The sequence below is a fragment of the Pseudomonas sp. B28(2017) genome (assembly GCF_002113025.1).
GTDB lineage: Bacteria > Pseudomonadota > Gammaproteobacteria > Pseudomonadales > Pseudomonadaceae > Aquipseudomonas.
Map to the genome: position 1 here is coordinate 481,306 of NZ_NEJH01000003.1, position 19,197 is coordinate 500,502.

The 19,197-nt window shown below is 63.0% G+C and carries 17 protein-coding genes; 15 read left to right on the forward strand and 2 right to left on the reverse strand.

Translation table 11 applies throughout. The features are described from left to right. Positions 1-21 precede the first annotated feature (21 nt). From CAF65_RS11540 to madM, 11 genes are all read left to right on the forward strand, one after another. Positions 22-5,946 (forward strand): Hpt domain-containing protein, encoded by a 5,925-nt coding sequence (locus CAF65_RS11540; protein ID WP_085716388.1) that lies wholly within the window; start codon positions 22-24, stop codon positions 5,944-5,946. After that, positions 5,939-6,397, forward strand: a complete 459-nt coding sequence (locus tag CAF65_RS11545; protein WP_085716389.1) for a chemotaxis protein CheW — start codon at positions 5,939-5,941, stop codon at positions 6,395-6,397. The genes CAF65_RS11540 and CAF65_RS11545 overlap by 8 nt, the downstream gene beginning before the upstream one ends. A gap of 188 nt (positions 6,398-6,585) precedes the next feature. After that, positions 6,586-8,256 carry a malonate decarboxylase subunit alpha gene (mdcA, locus tag CAF65_RS11550; RefSeq protein WP_085716390.1) on the forward strand — a complete coding sequence of 557 codons (1,671 nt, stop codon included), beginning with the start codon at positions 6,586-6,588 and terminating at the stop codon, positions 8,254-8,256. Continuing rightward, a complete protein-coding gene (locus CAF65_RS11555; RefSeq protein ID WP_085716391.1) occupies positions 8,256-9,146 on the forward strand; it encodes a triphosphoribosyl-dephospho-CoA synthase in 891 nt (296 codons plus the stop codon). Before mdcA ends, CAF65_RS11555 begins: the two co-directional genes overlap by 1 nt. Further along, entirely contained in the window at positions 9,146-9,445 is a 300-nt protein-coding gene (locus CAF65_RS11560; RefSeq protein WP_085716392.1) for a malonate decarboxylase subunit delta, read from the forward strand. Before CAF65_RS11555 ends, CAF65_RS11560 begins: the two co-directional genes overlap by 1 nt. Continuing rightward, positions 9,438-10,289, forward strand: a complete 852-nt coding sequence (locus CAF65_RS11565) for a biotin-independent malonate decarboxylase subunit beta (protein ID WP_085716393.1) — start codon at positions 9,438-9,440, stop codon at positions 10,287-10,289. The genes CAF65_RS11560 and CAF65_RS11565 overlap by 8 nt, the downstream gene beginning before the upstream one ends. Further along, entirely contained in the window at positions 10,286-11,089 is an 804-nt protein-coding gene (gene mdcE / locus CAF65_RS11570) for a biotin-independent malonate decarboxylase subunit gamma (RefSeq protein WP_085716394.1), read from the forward strand. Before CAF65_RS11565 ends, mdcE begins: the two co-directional genes overlap by 4 nt. Then, positions 11,083-11,703, forward strand: a complete 621-nt coding sequence (locus CAF65_RS11575; RefSeq protein ID WP_085716395.1) for a malonate decarboxylase holo-ACP synthase — start codon at positions 11,083-11,085, stop codon at positions 11,701-11,703. The genes mdcE and CAF65_RS11575 overlap by 7 nt, the downstream gene beginning before the upstream one ends. Further along, positions 11,700-12,611: a malonate decarboxylase subunit epsilon gene (mdcH, locus tag CAF65_RS11580; RefSeq protein WP_085716396.1), complete on the forward strand. Its 912-nt coding sequence runs from the start codon at positions 11,700-11,702 to the stop codon at positions 12,609-12,611. The genes CAF65_RS11575 and mdcH overlap by 4 nt, the downstream gene beginning before the upstream one ends. 61 nt (positions 12,612-12,672) lie before the next feature. Then, a complete protein-coding gene (gene madL / locus CAF65_RS11585; RefSeq protein ID WP_085716397.1) occupies positions 12,673-13,089 on the forward strand; it encodes a malonate transporter subunit MadL in 417 nt (138 codons plus the stop codon). A gap of 1 nt (position 13,090) precedes the next feature. Continuing rightward, positions 13,091-13,855 carry a malonate transporter subunit MadM gene (gene madM / locus CAF65_RS11590; RefSeq protein WP_085716398.1) on the forward strand — a complete coding sequence of 255 codons (765 nt, stop codon included), beginning with the start codon at positions 13,091-13,093 and terminating at the stop codon, positions 13,853-13,855. A 103-nt stretch (positions 13,856-13,958) separates the two neighbouring features. On the opposite strand, the gene CAF65_RS11595 is transcribed toward madM, so the two are convergent. After that, positions 13,959-14,873 (reverse strand): LysR substrate-binding domain-containing protein, encoded by a 915-nt coding sequence (locus tag CAF65_RS11595; RefSeq protein ID WP_085716399.1) that lies wholly within the window; start codon positions 14,871-14,873, stop codon positions 13,959-13,961. Positions 14,874-15,004: 131 nt separating this feature from the next. Between CAF65_RS11595 and CAF65_RS11600 the strand changes: the two genes are divergently transcribed. Continuing rightward, on the forward strand, positions 15,005-15,622 hold the full coding sequence (locus CAF65_RS11600; protein WP_057398173.1) for a hemolysin III family protein: 618 nt from the start codon (positions 15,005-15,007) through the stop codon (positions 15,620-15,622). 2 nt (positions 15,623-15,624) lie between these two features. Here CAF65_RS11600 and CAF65_RS11605 read toward each other — a convergent pair whose 3' ends face one another. Further along, positions 15,625-16,536, reverse strand: coding sequence for a LysR family transcriptional regulator (locus CAF65_RS11605; RefSeq protein WP_085716400.1), 912 nt, complete (start codon positions 16,534-16,536; stop codon positions 15,625-15,627). Between the two features lie 109 nt (positions 16,537-16,645). Here CAF65_RS11605 and CAF65_RS11610 point away from each other — a divergent pair, with 109 nt between their 5' ends. From CAF65_RS11610 to CAF65_RS11620, 3 genes are read left to right on the forward strand one after another with little or no spacing between them, the layout of a single operon-like run. Continuing rightward, positions 16,646-17,887, forward strand: coding sequence for a D-amino acid dehydrogenase (locus CAF65_RS11610; protein WP_085716401.1), 1,242 nt, complete (start codon positions 16,646-16,648; stop codon positions 17,885-17,887). A gap of 27 nt (positions 17,888-17,914) precedes the next feature. Next, entirely contained in the window at positions 17,915-18,265 is a 351-nt protein-coding gene (locus tag CAF65_RS11615; RefSeq protein WP_085716402.1) for a RidA family protein, read from the forward strand. 29 nt (positions 18,266-18,294) lie between these two features. After that, positions 18,295-19,197 carry a transporter substrate-binding domain-containing protein gene (locus CAF65_RS11620; RefSeq protein WP_085716403.1) on the forward strand — a complete coding sequence of 301 codons (903 nt, stop codon included), beginning with the start codon at positions 18,295-18,297 and terminating at the stop codon, positions 19,195-19,197.

Genomic DNA, 19,197 nt, shown 5'->3' on the forward strand with positions numbered 1-19,197 from the left:
TGAATGGTAACTGGAGTGGTTATGGGTGATCGGCACGACTATGTGGCCCTCGAGTGGGTCAAGGGCGAGATTGCCGAAACGCTGAAACAGGCTCATCACGCGATCGAAAACCTGCTCGATGACCCGCAGGCGACGCAGGCGCTGGATGATTGCCTGGCGTGCATCCACCAGGTCCACGGCAGTCTGCAGATGGTCGAGTTCTACGGCGCGGCGCTGCTCGCCGAAGAGATGGAACAACTGGCCATGGCCTTGCAGGGCAACCGTGTCAGCCATCGCGACGAAGCGCTGCACCTGCTGATGCAGGCTCTCGGGCAACTGCCGATTTATCTGGACCGGGTGCAAGGTGCGCGCCGCGACTTGCCACTGGTGGTGTTGCCCCTGATCAATGACCTGCGCAGCGCCCGGGGCGAAAGCCTGCTGTCGGAAACCAGCCTGTTCAGCCCGCAATTGCCTGAGTTGCCAGCACTAAACGCAGAAACGCTGGGGCAGCTGGAACCGGCCGAATTGCCCAATGTGCTGCGCAAGCTGCGGCAGATGCTGCAATTGGCGTTGGTCGGGTTCCTGCGCGAACAGGACAACGACACCAACCTCGACTACCTGGCCAAGGTCTTCACCCGCCTCGAAGCGCTGTGCGGTAACGCGCCCCTGAGCCCGTTGTGGCAGGTGGCATCGGCGCTGGTCGAAGGCATGCAGGGCGGTGTGATTGCCAATAGTCCGGCCTTGCGCAGCCTGTTCAAGGATGCCGACAAGGAACTCAAGCGCCTGCTCGAACAAGGCATGCCCGGCATCAACCAGCCGGCCCCTCCGGAGCTGCTCAAGAGTTTGCTGTTCTACATTGCCAAGGCCGAACATCCCACCGGGCAGATGCTGACCATGAAAGAACGCTACTCACTGGACGACGCGCTGCCCGACAGCGCGATGGTCGATGAAGAACGCGCGCGGCTGGCCGGTCCCGACCGTGACGCCATGCGCTCGGTGCTGGCAGCGCTGTGCGAGGAGCTGGTGCGGGTCAAGGAACGTCTGGATCTGTTCGTGCGCAGTGACCGCCAGCACACCTCTGACCTCGACAGTCTGCTGGCTCCGCTACGACAAATTGCCGACACCCTGGCGGTCCTGGGCTTCGGCCAGCCGCGCAAGGTGATCATCGATCAATTGGCGGTGGTGCTCAGCCTCGTTCAGGGCCAGCGCGAACCCAACGATGCCACCCTCATGGACGTTGCCGGGGCCTTGTTATACGTCGAAGCGACGCTGGCCGGCATGGTCGGTACCGTGGAGCCGGAGAGCCAGGACGACAACCGCCTGCCGACCACCGACCTGACGCAGATCCACCAGATCGTGATCAAGGAGGCCCGCATCTGTTTGCAGCAGGCCAAGGACATGATCGTCGACTATATCGACGCCGATTGGGACCGCCAGCATTTGCAGGCGCTGCCGGCCTTGCTGACCCAGGTGCGCGGCGCGCTGGCGATGATTCCGCTGAGCCGCGCGGCGAGTCTGGTCGAAACCTGCAATCACTTCATTCGCGAGCACCTGCTGCTCGAGCCGGGTCAACCGGGGTGGCAGGAACTGGACAGCCTGGCCGACGTGATCACCAGCATCGAGTACTACCTCGAACGCCTCAGCGACGACCCGCAAGCGCAGGGCGAAAACCTGCTCGATGTCGCGGAAAAAAGCCTGGCGAGCCTCGGGTTCTTCCCCAGTGAGCAGCATGTGCCAGTGCTTGATGATGTGCTCAACCCGACCGAAGCGCAGGTTATGCAGATGATGCAGGAGCTGGATGATCCGCAGATCGTCCAGACCTTGGCGGACGTGCTCGCCAGCCCGGTTTCGAGCCTGAATCCGCCCGCAATGAACACCCCGGGCAGCCTGCTGCCGCCGCCCTCGGGCGAAGATCCGGTGGATGAGGAGCTGCGCGAGGTGTTCCTCGAAGAAACCGACGAAGTCCTGGAAATCCTGCGCGAGTACCTGCCGCGCTGGTCGGTCAACCCTGACAACCGCTCGGCCCTGAGTGAGCTGCGCCGTGCCTTCCATACCCTCAAGGGCAGTGGCCGCATGGTGCGCGCCCTGGTGCTGGGCGAGCTGGCCTGGGCCGTGGAAAACCTGCTCAACCGCGTACTGGAAAACAGCGTGGAGCCGGGCGCGACGGTGCAGCAACTGATCGGCGACGTGCTGCATCTGCTGCCGGAACTGGTGGCCGAATACGCCGCCAATGCCCAGCGCCAGCGCAACGATGTCGACCAGTTGGCCGCCCGCGCCCATGCCCTGGCCAAGGGCGAAGAACCGGTGTCCGATGAGGATACGCAAGATGTCGCGGCCCTCGACCCACTGTTGCTGGAGATCTTCCGCAAAGAGGCTGAAACCCATTTGAGCAGTCTCAATCGCTTCCTTGATCAGGCTGCCGAACATGTGCCGTTGCAGGCCAGCGACGAATTGCAGCGCGCCTTGCACACCCTCAAGGGCAGTGCCTCCATGGCCGGTGTGTTGCCGATTGCCGAACTGGCCGTCCCGTTGGATCAACTGGCCCGGGAATACAAGGCGCACCTGATCCCGCTGGATCTGGATGAAGTCGAATTGCTGCTGGAAGCAGAAGGGCTGTTCCGCCTCGGTTTGCGTCAGCTCAAGAAAGATCCGCTGGCGGAAATCCCCGGCGCCCGGGGGTTGACCGAACGAGCCAGGGCGCTGCTGGCCGAGCGTCTGGAAAACCTCCTGAGCACACCGAACACGGGGCTTCGGATCAAGCGCGACCCGCAACTGATCAACAACTTCCTCGCCCAGGGCATGGACATCCTGCTGGACGCCGAAAGCCTGTTGCAGCGTTGGCAGCAACACCCCGGCGAGCGTCAGGAGCTCAGCGCACTGCTGGACGAATTGACCACCCTCGGCGAAGGCGCGCATCTGGCCGACCTGCACCCGGTGGACGAGCTGTGCGAAACGTTGCTCGACCTGTACGGTGCCGTGGAAGAAAGCAGCCTTGCGGTCAGCGAGCGTTTTTTCCATGAGGCACAGCATGCCCACGAAGCACTGATCAACATGCTCGACGAACTGGCCGCCGGCCAGGAAATCAGCCCGCAGCCGCAACGGATCAGGGCCTTGCGCGAGCTGCTCGACGAGAGCCTTGACCCGTCGGCCATGGGCCTGATCCGCAGCGATGGCAGCCGGAGCCTGAGCATCCGCGAGCTGGGTTCTGCCACCGAGGAACTTGAGCGCACGCTACCCCCTGCCCCTACAGGAGAGGGGCGCGAACTGGACGAGGAAATCGTTGCGATCTTCCTTGAAGAAGCGGTGGATATCCTCGAAAGCGCCGGTCAGGCCTTGCAGCGCTGGTTGCGCGACTCGGACAACGCCGCGCCGCTGTCGTCGCTGCAACGGGATTTGCACACCCTCAAAGGCGGCGCGCGCATGGCCGGGGTCGGGCCGGTCGGCAATCTGGCCCATGAACTGGAAAGCCTTTACCAAGGCCTGCTGGAGCGTCGTTACGCCTTCAGCGATTCACTGGCAGTGCTGCTGCAACAGAGTCATGACCGACTGGCGTCGTACCTTGAACAGTTGCACCTCAACCAGCCACTGGACGATTCCCATGAGCTGATCGAAGCCATTCGTGCCTACCGCCAAGGTCATGCGGGAGTCGCCGAGGCGGCCCGGCAGGCGACCGATAACGACTCGGCTGTGCATGATCCGGAATTGCTGGATATCTTCCTCGAGGAAGGTTTCGACATCATCGAAAGCTCCGGGGCGGCGCTGGAGCGCTGGCAGGCCCAGCCTTCGAGTCGTCAGGAAGTGGAAACCCTGCTGCGCGACCTGCACACCCTCAAGGGCGGTGCGCGCATGGTGGAAATCGCCGCGATCGGTGATCTGGCCCATGAGCTGGAGTTCCTCTACGAAGGCCTGTCCACCGGTATGCTGCAACCGACGGAGCCGTTGTTCGCGCTGTTGCAGCGCAGCCATGACCGCCTGGCGCAGATGCTCGACGCGGCCCGCGCCGGTGAGCCCATGCCGCCCGCCGACCGCTTGATCGATGCGATCAAGAACTTCAGCCACCCGGCCGCGCCTGAAACCCCCGCGCCGGTTGCGCCATCGACCACGCCCAAGGCCGAGCCGCTGGCGCCGCCGTCCGATGCCGGGGTGGACATGGTCAAGGTTTCGGCGGAACTGCTCGACGATCTGGTCAACCTGGCCGGTGAGACATCGATCTTCCGGGGGCGGATCGAACAGCAGGTCAACGATGCGCATATCGCCCTGAGCGAAATGGAGACCACCATCGAGCGCATGCGCGACCAGTTGCGCCGTCTCGATACCGAAACCCAGGGGCGGATCCTCAGCCGCCAGCAAGTCGACGCCGAGCGTCTGGGCTACGAAGAATTCGACCCGCTGGAAATGGACCGCCACTCACAGTTGCAGCAACTGTCCCGGGCGTTGTTCGAATCGGCCTCTGACTTGCTCGACCTCAAGGAAACCCTCGAACGCCGCAATCAGGATGCGGAAAACCTGTTGCAACAACAGGGTCGCATCAACACCGAATTGCAGGAAGGCCTGATGCGCACGCGCATGGTGCCGTTCGAACGCATGCTCCCGCGTTTGCAGCGCATCGTTCGGCAGGTGTCCAGCGAATTGGGCAAGGACGTGGATTTCATCGTCGATAACGCCGAAGGCGAGATGGATCGCAACGTTCTCGAGCGCATGGCCGCGCCGCTGGAGCACATGCTGCGCAACGCCGTCGACCACGGCCTGGAGTCCGTCGATGTGCGGCTGGCGGCGGGGAAACCGGCCAAGGGCAAGATCACCCTCGATCTACTGCGCGAAGGCGGTGACATCATTTTCGACATCCGCGACGACGGGGCCGGTGTGCCGCTGGACGCGGTGCGGCGCAAGGCGATCAAGCGCGGTTTGCTGGCCCCGGACAGCGTCATCAGTGATCACGACGTGTTGCAGTTCATCCTGCAACCGGGGTTTTCCACCGCCGAGAAAATCACCCAGATTTCCGGTCGCGGTGTCGGCATGGACGTGGTGCACGAAGAGGTGCGGCAACTGGGCGGCACCATGAGCATCGACTCGGTGCCCGGGCAGGGCGTGCATTTTCGCATTCGCCTGCCGTTTACCGTATCGGTCAACCGGGCGCTGATGGTGCAGTGCGGTGAGGACCAGTACGCCATCCCGCTCAATACCATCGACGGCATCGTTCGCGTCCTGCCCAACGAGCTCGAAGGCTATTTCCGTTTCGATTCGCCAACCTACGAATACGCCGGGCAACGTTACGAGCTGTGCTATCTGGGGGAGCTGCTGAAAACCATCCCGCGCCCGAAACTGTTGGGCCAGAGCCAGCCATTGCCGGTGTTGCTGGTGCAGTGCAACGAGCGGTATATCGCCGTTCAAGTGGATGCCATGGCCGGCACTCGCGAGATCGTGGTCAAGAGCCTGGGGCCGCAGTTTGCGGCGGTGCAAGGGGTGACCGGGGCGACGATTCTCGGGGATGGCCGGGTGGTGTTGATCCTGGATTTGCTGGCGCCGATCCGTGCAATGCAGGCCCGTATCCCCCAGCGTCCGGCGGGGCAGGAAGTCGAGGCCGAACCGCATCGTCCGCTGCTGGTGATGGTGGTCGACGACTCGGTCACCGTGCGCAAGGTCACCAGCCGCTTGCTCGAACGCCACGGCATGAACGTGCTGACCGCCAAGGACGGGGTCGATGCCATGCTGCTGCTGGAAGAGCACATGCCCGACCTGATGCTGCTGGACATCGAGATGCCCCGCATGGATGGCTTCGAAGTCGCGACCCAGGTGCGCAACGACGAACGCCTGCAACACCTGCCGATCATCATGATCACCTCCCGTACCGGACAGAAACACCGTGATCGCGCCATGGCCATCGGCGTCAACGACTACCTCGGCAAGCCGTACCAGGAATCGGTGCTGCTCGAAAGCATCGCCTTGTGGAGCAAGACCCATGCTTGAGCATCGCACCAGCAATCTCACCGGCCTGCTGCTGCCGTTGGCCGACCGTATCCTGATCCTGCCCAACGTCGCCGTTGCCGAGCTGATCGATTACCAGCAGCCGGGGACTTTCGACCTTGACACACCGCCGTGGTACCTGGGGCTGGTGACGTGGCGCGACCGGCAGATTCCGCTGCTGAGTTTCGAGTCGGCATGTGCACAGAAAATCGTCATTGGCGAACGCGCGCGGATCGTCATCCTCAACACCCTCGGCGGGCGACCCGAGCTGAAATTCATTGCACTGCTGGTGCAGGGGATTCCGCGCTCCTGCAAGCTCGATAGCCAGTTGAGTTACGTCGATGTTCCGTTGTGCTCGCTGGAGCAGGCGGCGGTGCAGGTGGGCGAGCAAGTGGCGAAGGTGCCGGATCTGTTGGCGCTGGAGGCGTTGTTGGTGAGTACCGGGTTGACCTGACCGGCCCCTTCGCGAGCAGGCTCGCTCCCACATTTGAATGCGGTCTCTTGTGGGAGCGAGCCTGCTCGCGAAGGCGTCAGTCCAGACAACCATTACCCTGAGCGTAACGATCCACCGCTCTGCTTGATTGATGCCCCCATCCAACACTCCTAAGGTGACCCCCACGACAGCGAACCCGTGGAGTGGTCATGACAACAACAATATCCCCCGACTCGCGATGGACGCGGCGGCGCAGCGAAAAGCAGCGTCGCCTCGAGCTGGTGCGGAGTCTTGCCGACGGTGTGGTGTTGCCCACCGACAACATCGTCGCGGCGCTGGAGGCGTTGATCCTGCCCGGCGACCGTGTGGTGCTCGAAGGCAACAACCAGAAGCAGGCGGATTTCCTTTCGCGTTCCCTGGCCAAGGCCGACCCCGCGAAGCTGCATGACCTGCACATGATCATGCCCAGCGTCGGCCGCGCCGAGCACCTTGACCTGTTCGAACGCGGCATCGCCCACAAGCTCGACTTCTCCTTTGCCGGCACCCAAAGCCTGCGCATCAGCCAGTTGCTCGAAGACGGCCTGCTGGAAATCGGCGCGATCCACACCTACATCGAACTCTACGCACGGCTGGTAGTGGACCTGATCCCCAACGTCGTGTTGTCGGCCGGGTTCATGGCCGACCGCGCCGGCAATATCTACACCGGGCCGAGCACCGAGGACACCCCGGCACTGATCGAACCGGCGGCCTTCAGCGATGGCATCGTCATCGTCCAGGTCAACCAGTTGGTGGACGACGTCAGCGACCTGCCGCGCGTAGACATTCCCGCCTCCTGGGTCGACTTCGTGGTGGTGGCCGACAAGCCGTTCTACATCGAACCGCTGTTCACCCGCGATCCACGGCACATCAAGCCCGTGCACGTGCTGATGGCGATGATGGCGATCCGTGGCATCTACGAAAAACACAATGTGCAGTCCCTCAACCACGGTATCGGTTTCAACACCGCTGCCATTGAACTGATCCTGCCGACCTACGGCGAATCCCTCGGCCTCAAGGGAAAGATCTGTCGCAACTGGACGCTCAACCCGCACCCGACCCTGATTCCGGCGATTGAAAGCGGCTGGGTCGAAAGCGTGCATTGCTTCGGCACCGAGTTGGGGATGGAGAACTATATTGCGGCGCGGCCGGATGTGTTCTTTACCGGGCGCGACGGCTCCCTGCGTTCCAATCGGATGTTCAGCCAACTGGCCGGGCAATACGCCGTGGACCTGTTCATCGGCGCGACTTTGCAGGTGGATGGCGATGGTCATTCCTCCACTGTCACCCGCGGGCGCCTGGCCGGTTTCGGCGGTGCACCGAACATGGGGCACGACCCGCGCGGTCGTCGTCATGGCACGCCAGCCTGGCTCGACATGCGCAACACCGACGTGGCCGAGCCGATGCTCGAACGCGGCAAAAAACTCGTGGTGCAGATGGTCGAGACCTTCCAGGAGGGCGGCAAGCCAACCTTCGTTGAAACCCTCGATGCGGTTGATGTGGCGAAGAAAAGCGGCATGCCCCTGGCACCGATCATGGTCTACGGCGACGACGTTACCCACCTGTTGACCGAAGAGGGCATCGCCTATCTGTACAAGGCGCGCTCGCTGGAGGAGCGCCAGGCGATGATCGCCGCCGTTGCCGGGGTGACTGCCATCGGACTGCGTCACAACCCCAAGGACACTGTACGCATGCGCCGTGAAGGCCTGATCGCCTTGCCCGAAGACCTCGGCATCCGCCGCACCGACGCCACCCGCGAACTGCTCGCGGCGAAAAGCGTGGCCGATCTGGTGGAGTGGTCCGGTGGCCTCTACAACCCGCCCGCCAAGTTCAGGAGCTGGTAATGCACGCACTTAATCTGCAAACCACAGCCCTGAGCCTGGCCGAACGGCTGGCGGACCTGGCGGTGGACGCGCTGATCGACGAGGCTGATCTGTCGCCGAAACCGGCACTGGTCGACCGTCGTGGCAATGGCGCCCACACCGATTTGCACTTGGGGCTGATGCACGCTTCGGCGCTGTCCCTGTGGCCGGTCTTCAAGGAAATGGCTGAAGCAGCCATCGAGTTCGGCGAAGTCGGATTGCCGCTGCGCGAAGCCGTGGGCCGTATCGGTCGCGAAGGCGAGCAAGCGATGCTCGACACCACCGGCGGTGTGAACACCCATCGCGGGGCGATCTGGGCCTTGGGCTTGTTGGTCACGGCCGTTGCGCTGGACCCCAGGTCCACGGCTGCAAGCAGCGTATCGATTCGTGCCGCACGTCTGGCGCTGCTCGACGACCGTCACGCGCCGCGCCCGCTGAGCCACGGCGCTCAAGTTGCGCAGCGTTTCGGCGCACGGGGTGCCCGTGAAGAAGCGCAACTGGGCTTCCCGGCGGTGATGCAGCGTGCGCTGCCGCAACTGCGCCGCAGCCGCGACGAAGGTCATGGCGAGCAAAATGCCAGGCTCGATGCGCTGCTGGCGATCATGACGAATCTGGCCGACACCTGCGTGCTTTACCGCGCCGGCGAAGAAGGGCTGCACACCATGCAACGGGGCGCCCGGGCTGTGCTCGATGCGGGTGGCAGTGCCAGCCTCGGCGGACGTCGCCGCCTGTATGAACTGGACCAACAACTAATCGCGTTGAATGCCTCGCCCGGCGGTGCTGCGGACCTGCTCGCAGCTTGCCTGTTCATCGACCGTATCGAGTCGGACGACGGCCTCATCCTCTGCCATTCAAGAAGGGAAGTGTTTTGATGGAAACTTTATCCTTTGAATTTCCCGCCGGGCAGCCACCACGCGGTCGCACACTGGTGGGTTGTGTCGGCTCGGGCGATCTGGAAGTGCTGATCGAACCGGGTCAGGCCGGCAAGCTGACGATCAACGTGCAGACCTCGGTCAATGGCAGTGAACAACGCTGGCAGCATCTGTTCGCACGGATGTTCGACGGCCAGACGCCGCCGGCGATGACCATCGACATCCACGATTTCGGCGCGACTCCGGGCGTGGTGCGCTTGCGTCTGGAACAGGGCTTCGAGGAGATCGGCCATGACTGACAACGTATCCCTGCTGAACAAGCGCAGCTTCGTCGAACTCGGAGCCCGGCAACGGGCCAAGGCCCTGCTCGACGTCGGGACCTTCCGCGAATTGCTCGATCCGTTCCAGCGCGTCATGTCGCCATGGCTGTCGCGCCAGGGCGTAGTGCCGCAGGCCGACGACGGCGTGGTGATCGCCAAGGGCAGTCTCGATGGCCTGCCCGTGGTGGTCGCGGCCATCGAAGGCGCGTTCCAGGGCGGCAGCCTCGGTGAAGTCGGCGGAGCAAAAATTGCCGGCGCACTGGAACTGGCCGCCGAAGACAACCGCAAAGGCATCCCGACCCGCGCCGTGCTGCTGCTGGAAACCGGCGGTGTGCGGTTGCAGGAAGCCAACCTCGGCCTGGCGGCGATTGCCGACATCCACGCGGCGATTGTCGACTTGCAGCAGTACCAACCCGTGGTCGGTGTGGTGGCGGGCAGCGTTGGGTGCTTTGGCGGCATGTCGATTGCCGCCGGGTTGTGCAGCTACCTGTTGGTGACCCAGGAAGCGCGACTCGGCCTGAACGGCCCGCAGGTGATCGAACAGGAAGCCGGACTCGAGGAATACGACTCCCGCGACAGGCCCTTCATCTGGAGCCTGACCGGTGGCGAGCAGCGCTTCGCCAGTGGTCTGGCGGACGGCTATGTCGCTGACGACGTGGCGCAGATCCGCCAACAGGTCGGTGAATGGCTCAAGCAAGGTTTGCCGGCGCAACCCCGCAGCCGTCAGGCCGGGTTGTTCCTGCAACGCCTGGCGCGACTGGACGCCGAACCGCAAATCGAGCCGTCCGTGGTTCGCGATCTGTACCAAGGAGAACGCCCATGAGTTCGTATTCCCTGCGTGGTTTGAATTGGTTCAACGCCTTGAGTGCCGGGGCGAAACCGGTCGAGGGCTTGCCTGTTTCGCTGAAGGTCGCGGACGGTGCGCTGGGCGATCGGCTTGTGCGTTTCATCGCGGTGGTAGCTGATCCCGAAAACCGCTTCGTCCGTGCACGCAATGGCGAAGTGGGTTTGCTCGAAGGCTGGGGCCTGGCCAAGGCCGTGGATGAAGTCATTGCTGCCGATCAGAACAAGACACAGAAACGCGCCCTGATCGCCATCGTCGACGTGCCGAGCCAGGTTTATGGTCGACGTGAGGAAGCTCTTGGCATTCATCAGGCGCTGGCCGGTGCGGCGGACAGTTATGCCCGTGCCCGTCTGGCCGGTCATGCGGTCATCGGTTTGCTGGTGGGCAAGGCAATGTCCGGGGCGTTTCTGGCCCACGGCTATCAGGCCAATCGCTTGATCGCCCTGCGCGATCCGGGCGTGATGGTGCATGCCATGGGCAAGGCGTCGGCGGCGCGGGTGACCTTGCGCAGCGTTGAGGAGCTCGAAGCTTTCGCCGCCAGCGTGCCGCCGATGGCCTATGACATCGACAGCTATGCCAGCCTCGGGCTGCTGTGGGAAACCTTGTCGGTGGAGCAGATCGAGCAGCCGACTTCGGCGGATCTGGCGCGGGTGACCGAGTGCCTGGGGCAGGCGATGGGTGACATCGCCGAGAAGGGCGCAGATCTCAGCGGTCGTCTTGGTGCGGCCAACCGTGCGGCGTCGAGCAAGGTTCGCCAATTGCTGAGAGCACAGTGGTGAAAGGGTTTCTGGCTCACGACCTGCTGTGGGGCATGAGCCCGCAGCAGTTACCTGCGGATGCGCCTGCGTGGGTGATCGAGTCGATCAGTGCGGGCCAGCCGGTGGTGGTCCGTCGCGCCTTGAGCGCGGTGGGGCAGGTGGCGGTGGGCGTGCGCGGACCGTTGCGCGAACAGCGATTTGCCGCGCAGATGGAAGTCGCCGCCATCACGCGGCAACTACGGCCGGAAGGGCTGTGCCATGTTCAAGGCCAGCGTGATTTCCCGGCGCTACGAGCCTTGGCGCAGTTGCGCTCGCATCTCGATGACAGTGGTTGGGTCTGGGGTGTCAGTGGCAGCGCCGGGTTCGAGTTGGCCAGCGGGTTTGCCGCATTGCACGAGGGCAGCGATCTCGATCTGATCCTGCGTACGCCACGTCCGTTGAGTCGTGCCGACGCGCAGGCGTTGGTGGCCGTTCTTGACACGGCCGTGTGTCGCGTTGACCTGCAATTGCAGACACCGTCGGGTGCCGTCGCCCTGCGCGAGTGGGCCGGTGCATCGTCGCGGGTTCTGTTGAAAAGTGCCACTCAAGCCAGCCTGGTCAGCGATCCGTGGAATCCACAGGAGCAAGCGGCGTGAGCAGCTTGCTGGTGTTCCCTGGCCAGGGCGCGCAACAACCGGGCATGCTGGCGCGTTTGCCTCGGGAAACCTTGGACGAGGCGAGTGACCTGCTCGGTGAAGAAGTGACGCAGCTGGATTCTGCCGAGGCGTTGCAGTCGACCAGGGCGGTTCAGCTTTGCCTGCTGATCGCCGGCGTCGCCGCTTCACGCCAGTTGGGCATGACCCCGGACTACGTGGCCGGCTTGTCAATCGGCGCCTATCCGGCTGCGGTGGTGGCCGGTGCCTTGAGTTTCAGCGATGCGCTGCATCTGGTCAGCCTGCGCGGGGAGCTGATGCAGCAAGCTTATCCACAGGGCTACGGCATGACCGCCATCATCGGTCTGGACCTGGCCGCGGTGGAAGGGCTACTGGCCCGGGTACACAGCGCAGAAATGCCGGTTTATCTGGCCAACATCAACGCCGATAACCAGGTGGTGATTGCCGGTAGCGACGCGGCAATGAGGGCGGTGGCCGAGTTGGCGAAAGGTTGCGGAGCTGGTTTGGCCAAGCGTCTGGCCGTGAGCGTGCCGTCCCATTGCCCATTGCTTGAGACTCCTGCACAACGACTGGCCGACGCTTTCGCCAACGTGTCGCTGCAATCTCCGAGGATGGGTTACTTGAGCGGCAGTCGTGCGCGTCCGCTGATCAAGCCAGAAGCCTTGCGTGACGACCTGGCCTTCAACATGTGCCGCATCGTCGATTGGCGCGGCACGGTACAAAGCGCTTACGAACGCGGGGTACGTCTACAGATCGAACTGCCGCCCGGTGCGGTGTTGACCGGGCTGGCGCGCCGGGTGTTCGAGCAGGGCACCGTGATTGCCTTCGACGGTGCGCGGCTCGATACCTTGCAGGCGCTGATGCTTGAGGAGGGAAGCCGTCACTCCTAAAACCGACTCAGGCTTCGAACAACAAAAACAACATTCGAAATGCACTTTGAGGACTACAACAATGATTATTTACGGTGTGGCGCTGTTGGCGATCTGTACGCTGGCAGGGGTGATCATGGGGGACATGCTCGGTGTGTTGCTGGGGGTGAAGTCAAACGTCGGCGGTGTCGGGATCGCGATGATCCTGCTGATTTGCGCACGGTTGTGGATGCAAAAGCGTGGCGGCATGACCAGGGATTGCGAGATGGGCGTGGGCTTCTGGGGTGCCATGTACATCCCGGTGGTGGTGGCGATGGCGGCGCAACAAAACGTGGTCACGGCACTGCACGGCGGTCCGGTGGCTGTGCTCGCGGCGATCGGTTCGGTGGTGGTCTGTGGTTGCACCATTGCCCTGATCAGCCGGACCCACAAAGGCGAACCCTTGCCCGATGAACCGGCGGATGTAACGACGGTTGGCGCACCGGCAGGAGGTCGCTGATATGTGGGATCTCATCAAGAACGGTCTTGAACACAACGGTCTGGTCACTGCATTCGCTTTCGTCGGCGTGATCATGTGGGTGTCAGTGGTGATCTCCAAACGCCTGACCTTCGGGCGTATCCACGGCTCGGCGATTGCCATCGTCATCGGCCTGGTGCTCGCTTGGGTTGGCGGCACAATGACCGGTGGGCAAAAAGGCCTGGCGGACTTGACGCTGTTTTCCGGCATAGGGTTGATGGGCGGCGCCATGCTGCGGGACTTCGCCATCGTCGCCACGGCATTCGAGGTGCAGGCTACCGAAGCGAAAAAGGCCGGTTTGATCGGCGTGATCGCGCTGCTGTTGGGCACGGTGCTGCCGTTCATTGTCGGCGCGTGCATGGCCTGGGCCTTCGGTTACCGCGATGCGGTGAGCATGACCACGATTGGCGCCGGTGCGGTGACTTACATTGTCGGGCCGGTTACCGGCGCGGCCATTGGCGCCAGTTCCGATGTCGTGGCGCTATCGATTGCCACCGGCCTGATCAAGGCGATTCTGGTGATGGTCGGTACGCCGATGGCGGCGCGCTGGATGGGCCTGGATAACCCGCGCTCGGCGATGGTGTTTGGTGGGCTGGCCGGGACGGTCAGTGGCGTGACTGCTGGTCTGGCGGCAACGGATCGGCGGCTGGTGCCTTATGGCGCGTTGACCGCGACGTTTCACACCGGGTTGGGCTGCTTGCTGGGGCCTTCGCTGTTGTACTTCATTGTTCGCGGGATTGTTGGGTAGATTCAGAAACCGAGTCACACCCTTCGCGAGCAGGCTCGCTCCCACATTGGAATGCATTCCCCCTGTGGGAGTGAGCCTGCTCGCGAATTGCAGCGATGCGATTTCAAACCTGCCGATTGGCATACATCCGGCATTCCGCCAGCAACGCCAGCAGATTCGGATCACGCTCCTTGGCTTTCAGGAACACCACGCCAATGTGCTGCTGCAAGCGGTACTTTTCCTGCAACGGGATCAGCTTCACCCGGTTCTCGTACACCGCTGCAATCCGCCCGGGCAGCAACGCATAACCTACGCCCGAACTGACCATGCTCAACAGCGTGAAGATGTCGTTGACCTGCATCGCCACCTTCGGCTCGAACCCTGCCTGCTCGAATACCCGCTTGCCGTCCTGGTGGGTGGCGAAGCCCTGGGTCAGGGTGATGAAGGTTTCGTCGCGGACCTCAGCCAGGTCGACTTCGGTGCGCTGGGCAAACCTGGAGTCGGCGGGTGTGGCAAGGAAGATGTCGTCGGAGAACAGCGGGATGTGTTCGCAATCCGGATCGTTGACGCTGTCGTCCAGTGACACCAGGGCCGCATCGACTTCCATGTTCTTGAGCTTGTAGAGCAGATCGATGTTGGAGCCCAGAATCAGGTCGATGTTGAGCTCGCTGCGGCGGATCTTCAAACCCATGATCAGCTGCGGCACGGTCTTCACCGTCAGTGAATACAGCGAGCCCAGTTTGAACCGTTCGGCCGAGAACCCGGCGGCCTCACGGGTCAGGCGCACACTTTCGACGACATCCTGAATCAGCTTCTGTGCCCGTTCTTCCAGCACATAGGCGCTTTCCAGCGGCGTCAGGCTCCGGCCTTCGTGCTTGAACAACGGGCAGCGCAGCGCGCTTTCCAGGGAATGGATCGCCCGATGCACGCTGACATTGCTGGTCTGCAACTCGGCAGCGGCGCGCGCCAGGTTGCCGGTGCGCATGAAGGCCAGGAACACCTCGAGTTTTTTCAGGGTCAACTCTTCATCGATCAGCATGGGCCGGACTCTTTTTGGAATGACTCGATTGTGCCCAATTACGCCGGGCCCGTCGTACAGAAACATTGCGCTTTTACGCTGAAGGCCTGAGCCTTGCGCGTTGCGGTAATGAAATTCGAGGTGAGCGACACATGTATCACGGGGAACGATTGAATGCCTGGACGCATCTGGTCGGGGCGGTGGCGGCGTTTGTCGGAGGGGTGTGGCTGATTGTGCTTGCCAGTCTCGACGGCAGCCCGTGGAAGATTGTCAGCATGGCGATCTACGCCTTTACCCTGCTGGTGCTTTACAGCGCGTCGACCGTCTACCACAGCGTGCGCGGGCGCAAGAAAGCGATCATGAAGAAGGTCGATCACTTTTCGATCTATCTGTTGATCGCCGGAAGCTACACACCGTTTTGCCTGGTGACTCTGCGCGGACCGTGGGGCTGGACGTTGTTCGGGATTGTCTGGGGACTGGCGCTGATCGGCATCCTGCAGGAGATCAAGCCGCGTTCGGAAGCGCGGATTCTGTCGATCGTGATTTACGCGGTGATGGGCTGGATTGTGTTGGTGGCGGTCAAACCGTTACTCGCGGCGCTGGGCGGCGCCGGATTTGCGTGGCTGGCATCAGGCGGAGTGCTGTACACGGTGGGGATTATCTTTTTTGCCCTGGACGACCGGCTGCGGCACGCCCACGGGATCTGGCATCTGTTTGTCATCGCCGGGAGCCTGCTGCACTTTGTGGCGATCTGGTTTTATGTGCTTTAAGGCTATACCGGGACCAAGCGATCCAGCTGCTCCCGGGCTCGACGGCTGAATACCTGCAACAGGTCGTTCAAGGTGTGGGGCGGTGGTTCGGCGGCGCGGGTCACTGCGTACAGGGTGATGGGTAGCGGCGGTGCCAGAGGGCGAATCGTTGTGGTGGCGGGAGAGGCGCCAAGGGCGGTGAATGGATCGATCACCGCCAGGCCCGCGCCAGATTCCACCATCGCCCGTGCCAGGGAGTAGGTTTGCACGGCGATGTGTACCCGGGGTGGGGGGGCGACCGCTTCCAGGTAACTGTCGAGCCGCGCGGCCAGCGGATCGGCGCTGGATAAACCGATCAGCGGCGCATCCGCCAGCGCCATCAGCGGTAACGGTTTGCCCGCATCTTCCTGAGGCCAGTAGCCACTCGGCGCCAGCGCCACCAGCACGCCGGACGCCAGCGTCTGGGCCTTGAGCCCCGGGTGATCCGGGCGTTGCAGGGTCAGGGCGACATCCACTTCGCGTATCAACAGGTTCTGCACCAGTTCGCGACTGTGGGCGCTGGAGAGTTCGCAAACGATGTCCGGGTAACGCCCTGTCCATTCGTGAATGGCCGGCGGCAGCAATGACAGGGCCAGCGCAGGGGTGGCACCAATGCGCAGGCTGTGGCCAGGCTCGCGGCGCAGGCTCTGCGCCAGGCGACGCACGCCTTGCAGGCTTTCGCTGACCTTGTCCACTTCGCGCTCCAGCTCCAGCGCTTCCGGAGTTGCCTGCAACTTACCGCGCACCCGCAGGAACAACGGGAAGCCCAATTGCTGCTCGGCGTGCTGCAACACCTTGCTCACCGCAGGCTGCGAGACGTGCAGCAATTGTGCGGCAGCGCTGATTGAGCCGGTCTGGCGGATGGCCTGGAAAATCTCGATATGGCGAAGGCGCATGGCAAGTCCATAACCTTTGTTTATGGGTTTGCCATCTTTATGCATTGTTCAACGACTGTCACCTGGCTCTAACCTCGGTCTCGTCTTCACAACGGTTTTAAGGACGGACATGGCTCAGCGTGTGTGCATCATCGGTGGCGGCGTGATTGGTCTGGCAACGGCCTATGCGCTGGTACGCGACGGCTTCGAGGTGACGGTGGTCGAGGCACGGGACTCGCTGGGCAGCGAAACCAGCTTCGCCAACGGCGGCCAGTTGTCCTATCGCTATGTCGCACCCCTGGCCGACGCCGGTGTGCCTTTGCAAGCCATCGGCTGGATGTTGCGCGGCGATTCACCGCTGAAGCTGCGCCCGCGCTTCGACCTGACCCAGTGGCGCTGGATGGCGTCGTTCCTCGGCGCCTGCCGCCGCTCTGTCAACCGCGAGAACGCCGCGCACTTGCTGCGCCTGGCGCTGTTCAGCCAGGACACATTGAAGTCCTGGCGCGAGGACGATGGGTTGGCGGGATTCCAGTGGCGGCGCAATGGCAAACTGGTGACTTTCCGCCAGAACAGTAGCTTCGAACATGCGCGCCAAGGCCTGGCCGACCCGCAGCAACAGCAGGTGTTGTCGCCGGCCGAATGCGCGCAACTGGAACCGGCGTTGATCGATGCGCCCTTTGTCGGGGCGATCTACACCCCGGACGAAGAGGTCGGCGATTGTCACGGTTTCTGCCAGCAACTGGCCGCTCGACTGAAGGCGTCTGGCCGTTGCGAATTTCTCCTCGGGCAAGCGGTGACTGGCATTCGCCACAGCAACGGCAGTGTCAACGCCATCGAACTGGGCGAGCAATTGCTGCGGGTCGATCAACTGGTGATCGCCGCCGGCCACCGCAGTCCGCTGTTGGCGCTGCCCGGACTGCAACTGCCGCTTTATCCGCTCAAGGGCTACAGCCTGACCGTGCCAATCGGTGCTGGTCACCGGGCGCCGGACGTGAGCATCACCGACTACGACCGCAAGATCGTCTATGCCCGCATCGGCAAGCAATTGCGAGTGGCGGCAATGGTCGACATCGTCGGCTTCGACCCTGCGCCGGACCCCAGGCGCCTGGCGCTGATCAAGCGTCAGGCCCATGACACCTTTCCATATGCCGGCGCCTATGACGAAGCCGTCGAGTGGGCCGGCATGCGCCCGGCCACCCCCAGCGGCGTGCCGTTGCTGGGCGCGACGGCATATCGCAACCTGTGGCTCAACCTCGGCCACGGCGCGCTGGGTTTCACCCTGGCATGCGGTAGCGGGCGCTTGCTCAGCGAACTGATCGGCGAGCGCCGGCCTTCCATCGACCTGCAGGGTTTCAACCACCGGGCCGCCTGAATACTGATTTCTGAGGAGGACACTGCAATGACCATTACCCGACTGCACAGCAACCCGCGCCTGTCTGGCGCCGTGACCTTTGGCGGCCTGGTGTTTCTCTCCGGGCAGGTGCCGGGCGATGCGCTGGATGCGAGCGGCCAGACCCGCGAAGTGCTGGCGAAAATCGATACCTTGCTGGCCGAGGCGGGCAGCGACAAGGATCATCTGCTGAGCGCGACCATTTACCTGAAGAACATCACCGGGGATTTCGCTGCGATGAACGAGGTCTGGTCGGCCTGGCTATCGCCGGGACAGGCACCGAGCCGCACTACTGTGCAGGCCGAACTGGCCCGCCCGCAGGTGCTGGTGGAAATCACCGTCATCGCTGCACGCGCCTGATAAACCAACATCCACAACGGAGAATAACAATGCAGAAAATCACGTTGCTCGCTTGTACGCTTGGCCTGTTGTTCGGCAGTCAGGTTCAGGCCAATGAGGCGCCGCTGACCGGTACCTTGAGCAAGATCGCCAGCGCCAACAGCATCACCCTGGGCTATCGCGATGCTTCGGTGCCGTTCTCCTACGTGGGTGATCGCAGCGGCAAGCCGATGGGGTACTCGGTGGATCTGGCGGGCAAGATCGTCGAGCGCATCCGGCAGCAACTGGCGCTGCCGGACTTGAGTGTGAAGTACAACCTGGTGACCTCGCAGACCCGCATTCCACTGGTGCAGAACGGCACCGTGGACCTGGAGTGCGGCTCCACCGGCGTGACCGCCGAGCGGCAGAAGCAGGTGGCGTTCTCCTACGGTTTCATCTACGTCAAAGGCCAGTTGCTGACGGCCAGGGACAGTGGGATCAAGAGTTTCGCCGACCTGCGCGGCAAGAACGTGGTGACTACCGCCGGCACCACCAACGAGCGCTTCCTGAAAAGCTACAACGTCGATCACAGGATCGACATGTTCGTGATCAGTGCCAAGGACCACGGCGAAGCCTTCCAGATGCTGCAATCGGGCCGGGCGGCAGCGTTCTACATGGACGACGCGCTGCTCTACGGCGAGCGCGCCAAGGCCCATGACCCGCACAAGTGGGTGGTGGTCGGGGAGGAGCAATCGCGGGAGATCTACAGCTGCATGGTGCGAAAGGATGACCCGCAGTTCCTGGCGCTGGTCAACGGAGCGCTGGCGGATCTGTACAGCTCGGGTGAGATCAATGGCATCTACAAACGCTGGTTCGAGCAGCCGATCCCGCCGAAGGGTTTGAACCTTGAGTTCCCGATGACCAGCGAACTCAAGGCGATCATTGCCAAACCGGTGAGTGATCCGGTGCAGTAG

Coding starts and splice junctions, on each gene's coding strand:
- CAF65_RS11540 (WP_085716388.1), top strand. CDS start 22: ATGGGTGATCGGCACGACTATGTGGCCCTCGAGTGGGTCAAGGGCGAG.
- CAF65_RS11545 (WP_085716389.1), top strand. CDS start 5,939: ATGCTTGAGCATCGCACCAGCAATCTCACCGGCCTGCTGCTGCCGTTG.
- mdcA (WP_085716390.1), top strand. CDS start 6,586: ATGACAACAACAATATCCCCCGACTCGCGATGGACGCGGCGGCGCAGC.
- CAF65_RS11555 (WP_085716391.1), top strand. CDS start 8,256: ATGCACGCACTTAATCTGCAAACCACAGCCCTGAGCCTGGCCGAACGG.
- CAF65_RS11560 (WP_085716392.1), top strand. CDS start 9,146: ATGGAAACTTTATCCTTTGAATTTCCCGCCGGGCAGCCACCACGCGGT.
- CAF65_RS11565 (WP_085716393.1), top strand. CDS start 9,438: ATGACTGACAACGTATCCCTGCTGAACAAGCGCAGCTTCGTCGAACTC.
- mdcE (WP_085716394.1), top strand. CDS start 10,286: ATGAGTTCGTATTCCCTGCGTGGTTTGAATTGGTTCAACGCCTTGAGT.
- madL (WP_085716397.1), top strand. CDS start 12,673: ATGATTATTTACGGTGTGGCGCTGTTGGCGATCTGTACGCTGGCAGGG.
- madM (WP_085716398.1), top strand. CDS start 13,091: ATGTGGGATCTCATCAAGAACGGTCTTGAACACAACGGTCTGGTCACT.
- CAF65_RS11595 (WP_085716399.1), bottom strand. CDS start 14,873: ATGCTGATCGATGAAGAGTTGACCCTGAAAAAACTCGAGGTGTTCCTG.
- CAF65_RS11600 (WP_057398173.1), top strand. CDS start 15,005: ATGTATCACGGGGAACGATTGAATGCCTGGACGCATCTGGTCGGGGCG.
- CAF65_RS11605 (WP_085716400.1), bottom strand. CDS start 16,536: ATGCGCCTTCGCCATATCGAGATTTTCCAGGCCATCCGCCAGACCGGC.
- CAF65_RS11610 (WP_085716401.1), top strand. CDS start 16,646: ATGGCTCAGCGTGTGTGCATCATCGGTGGCGGCGTGATTGGTCTGGCA.
- CAF65_RS11615 (WP_085716402.1), top strand. CDS start 17,915: ATGACCATTACCCGACTGCACAGCAACCCGCGCCTGTCTGGCGCCGTG.
- CAF65_RS11620 (WP_085716403.1), top strand. CDS start 18,295: ATGCAGAAAATCACGTTGCTCGCTTGTACGCTTGGCCTGTTGTTCGGC.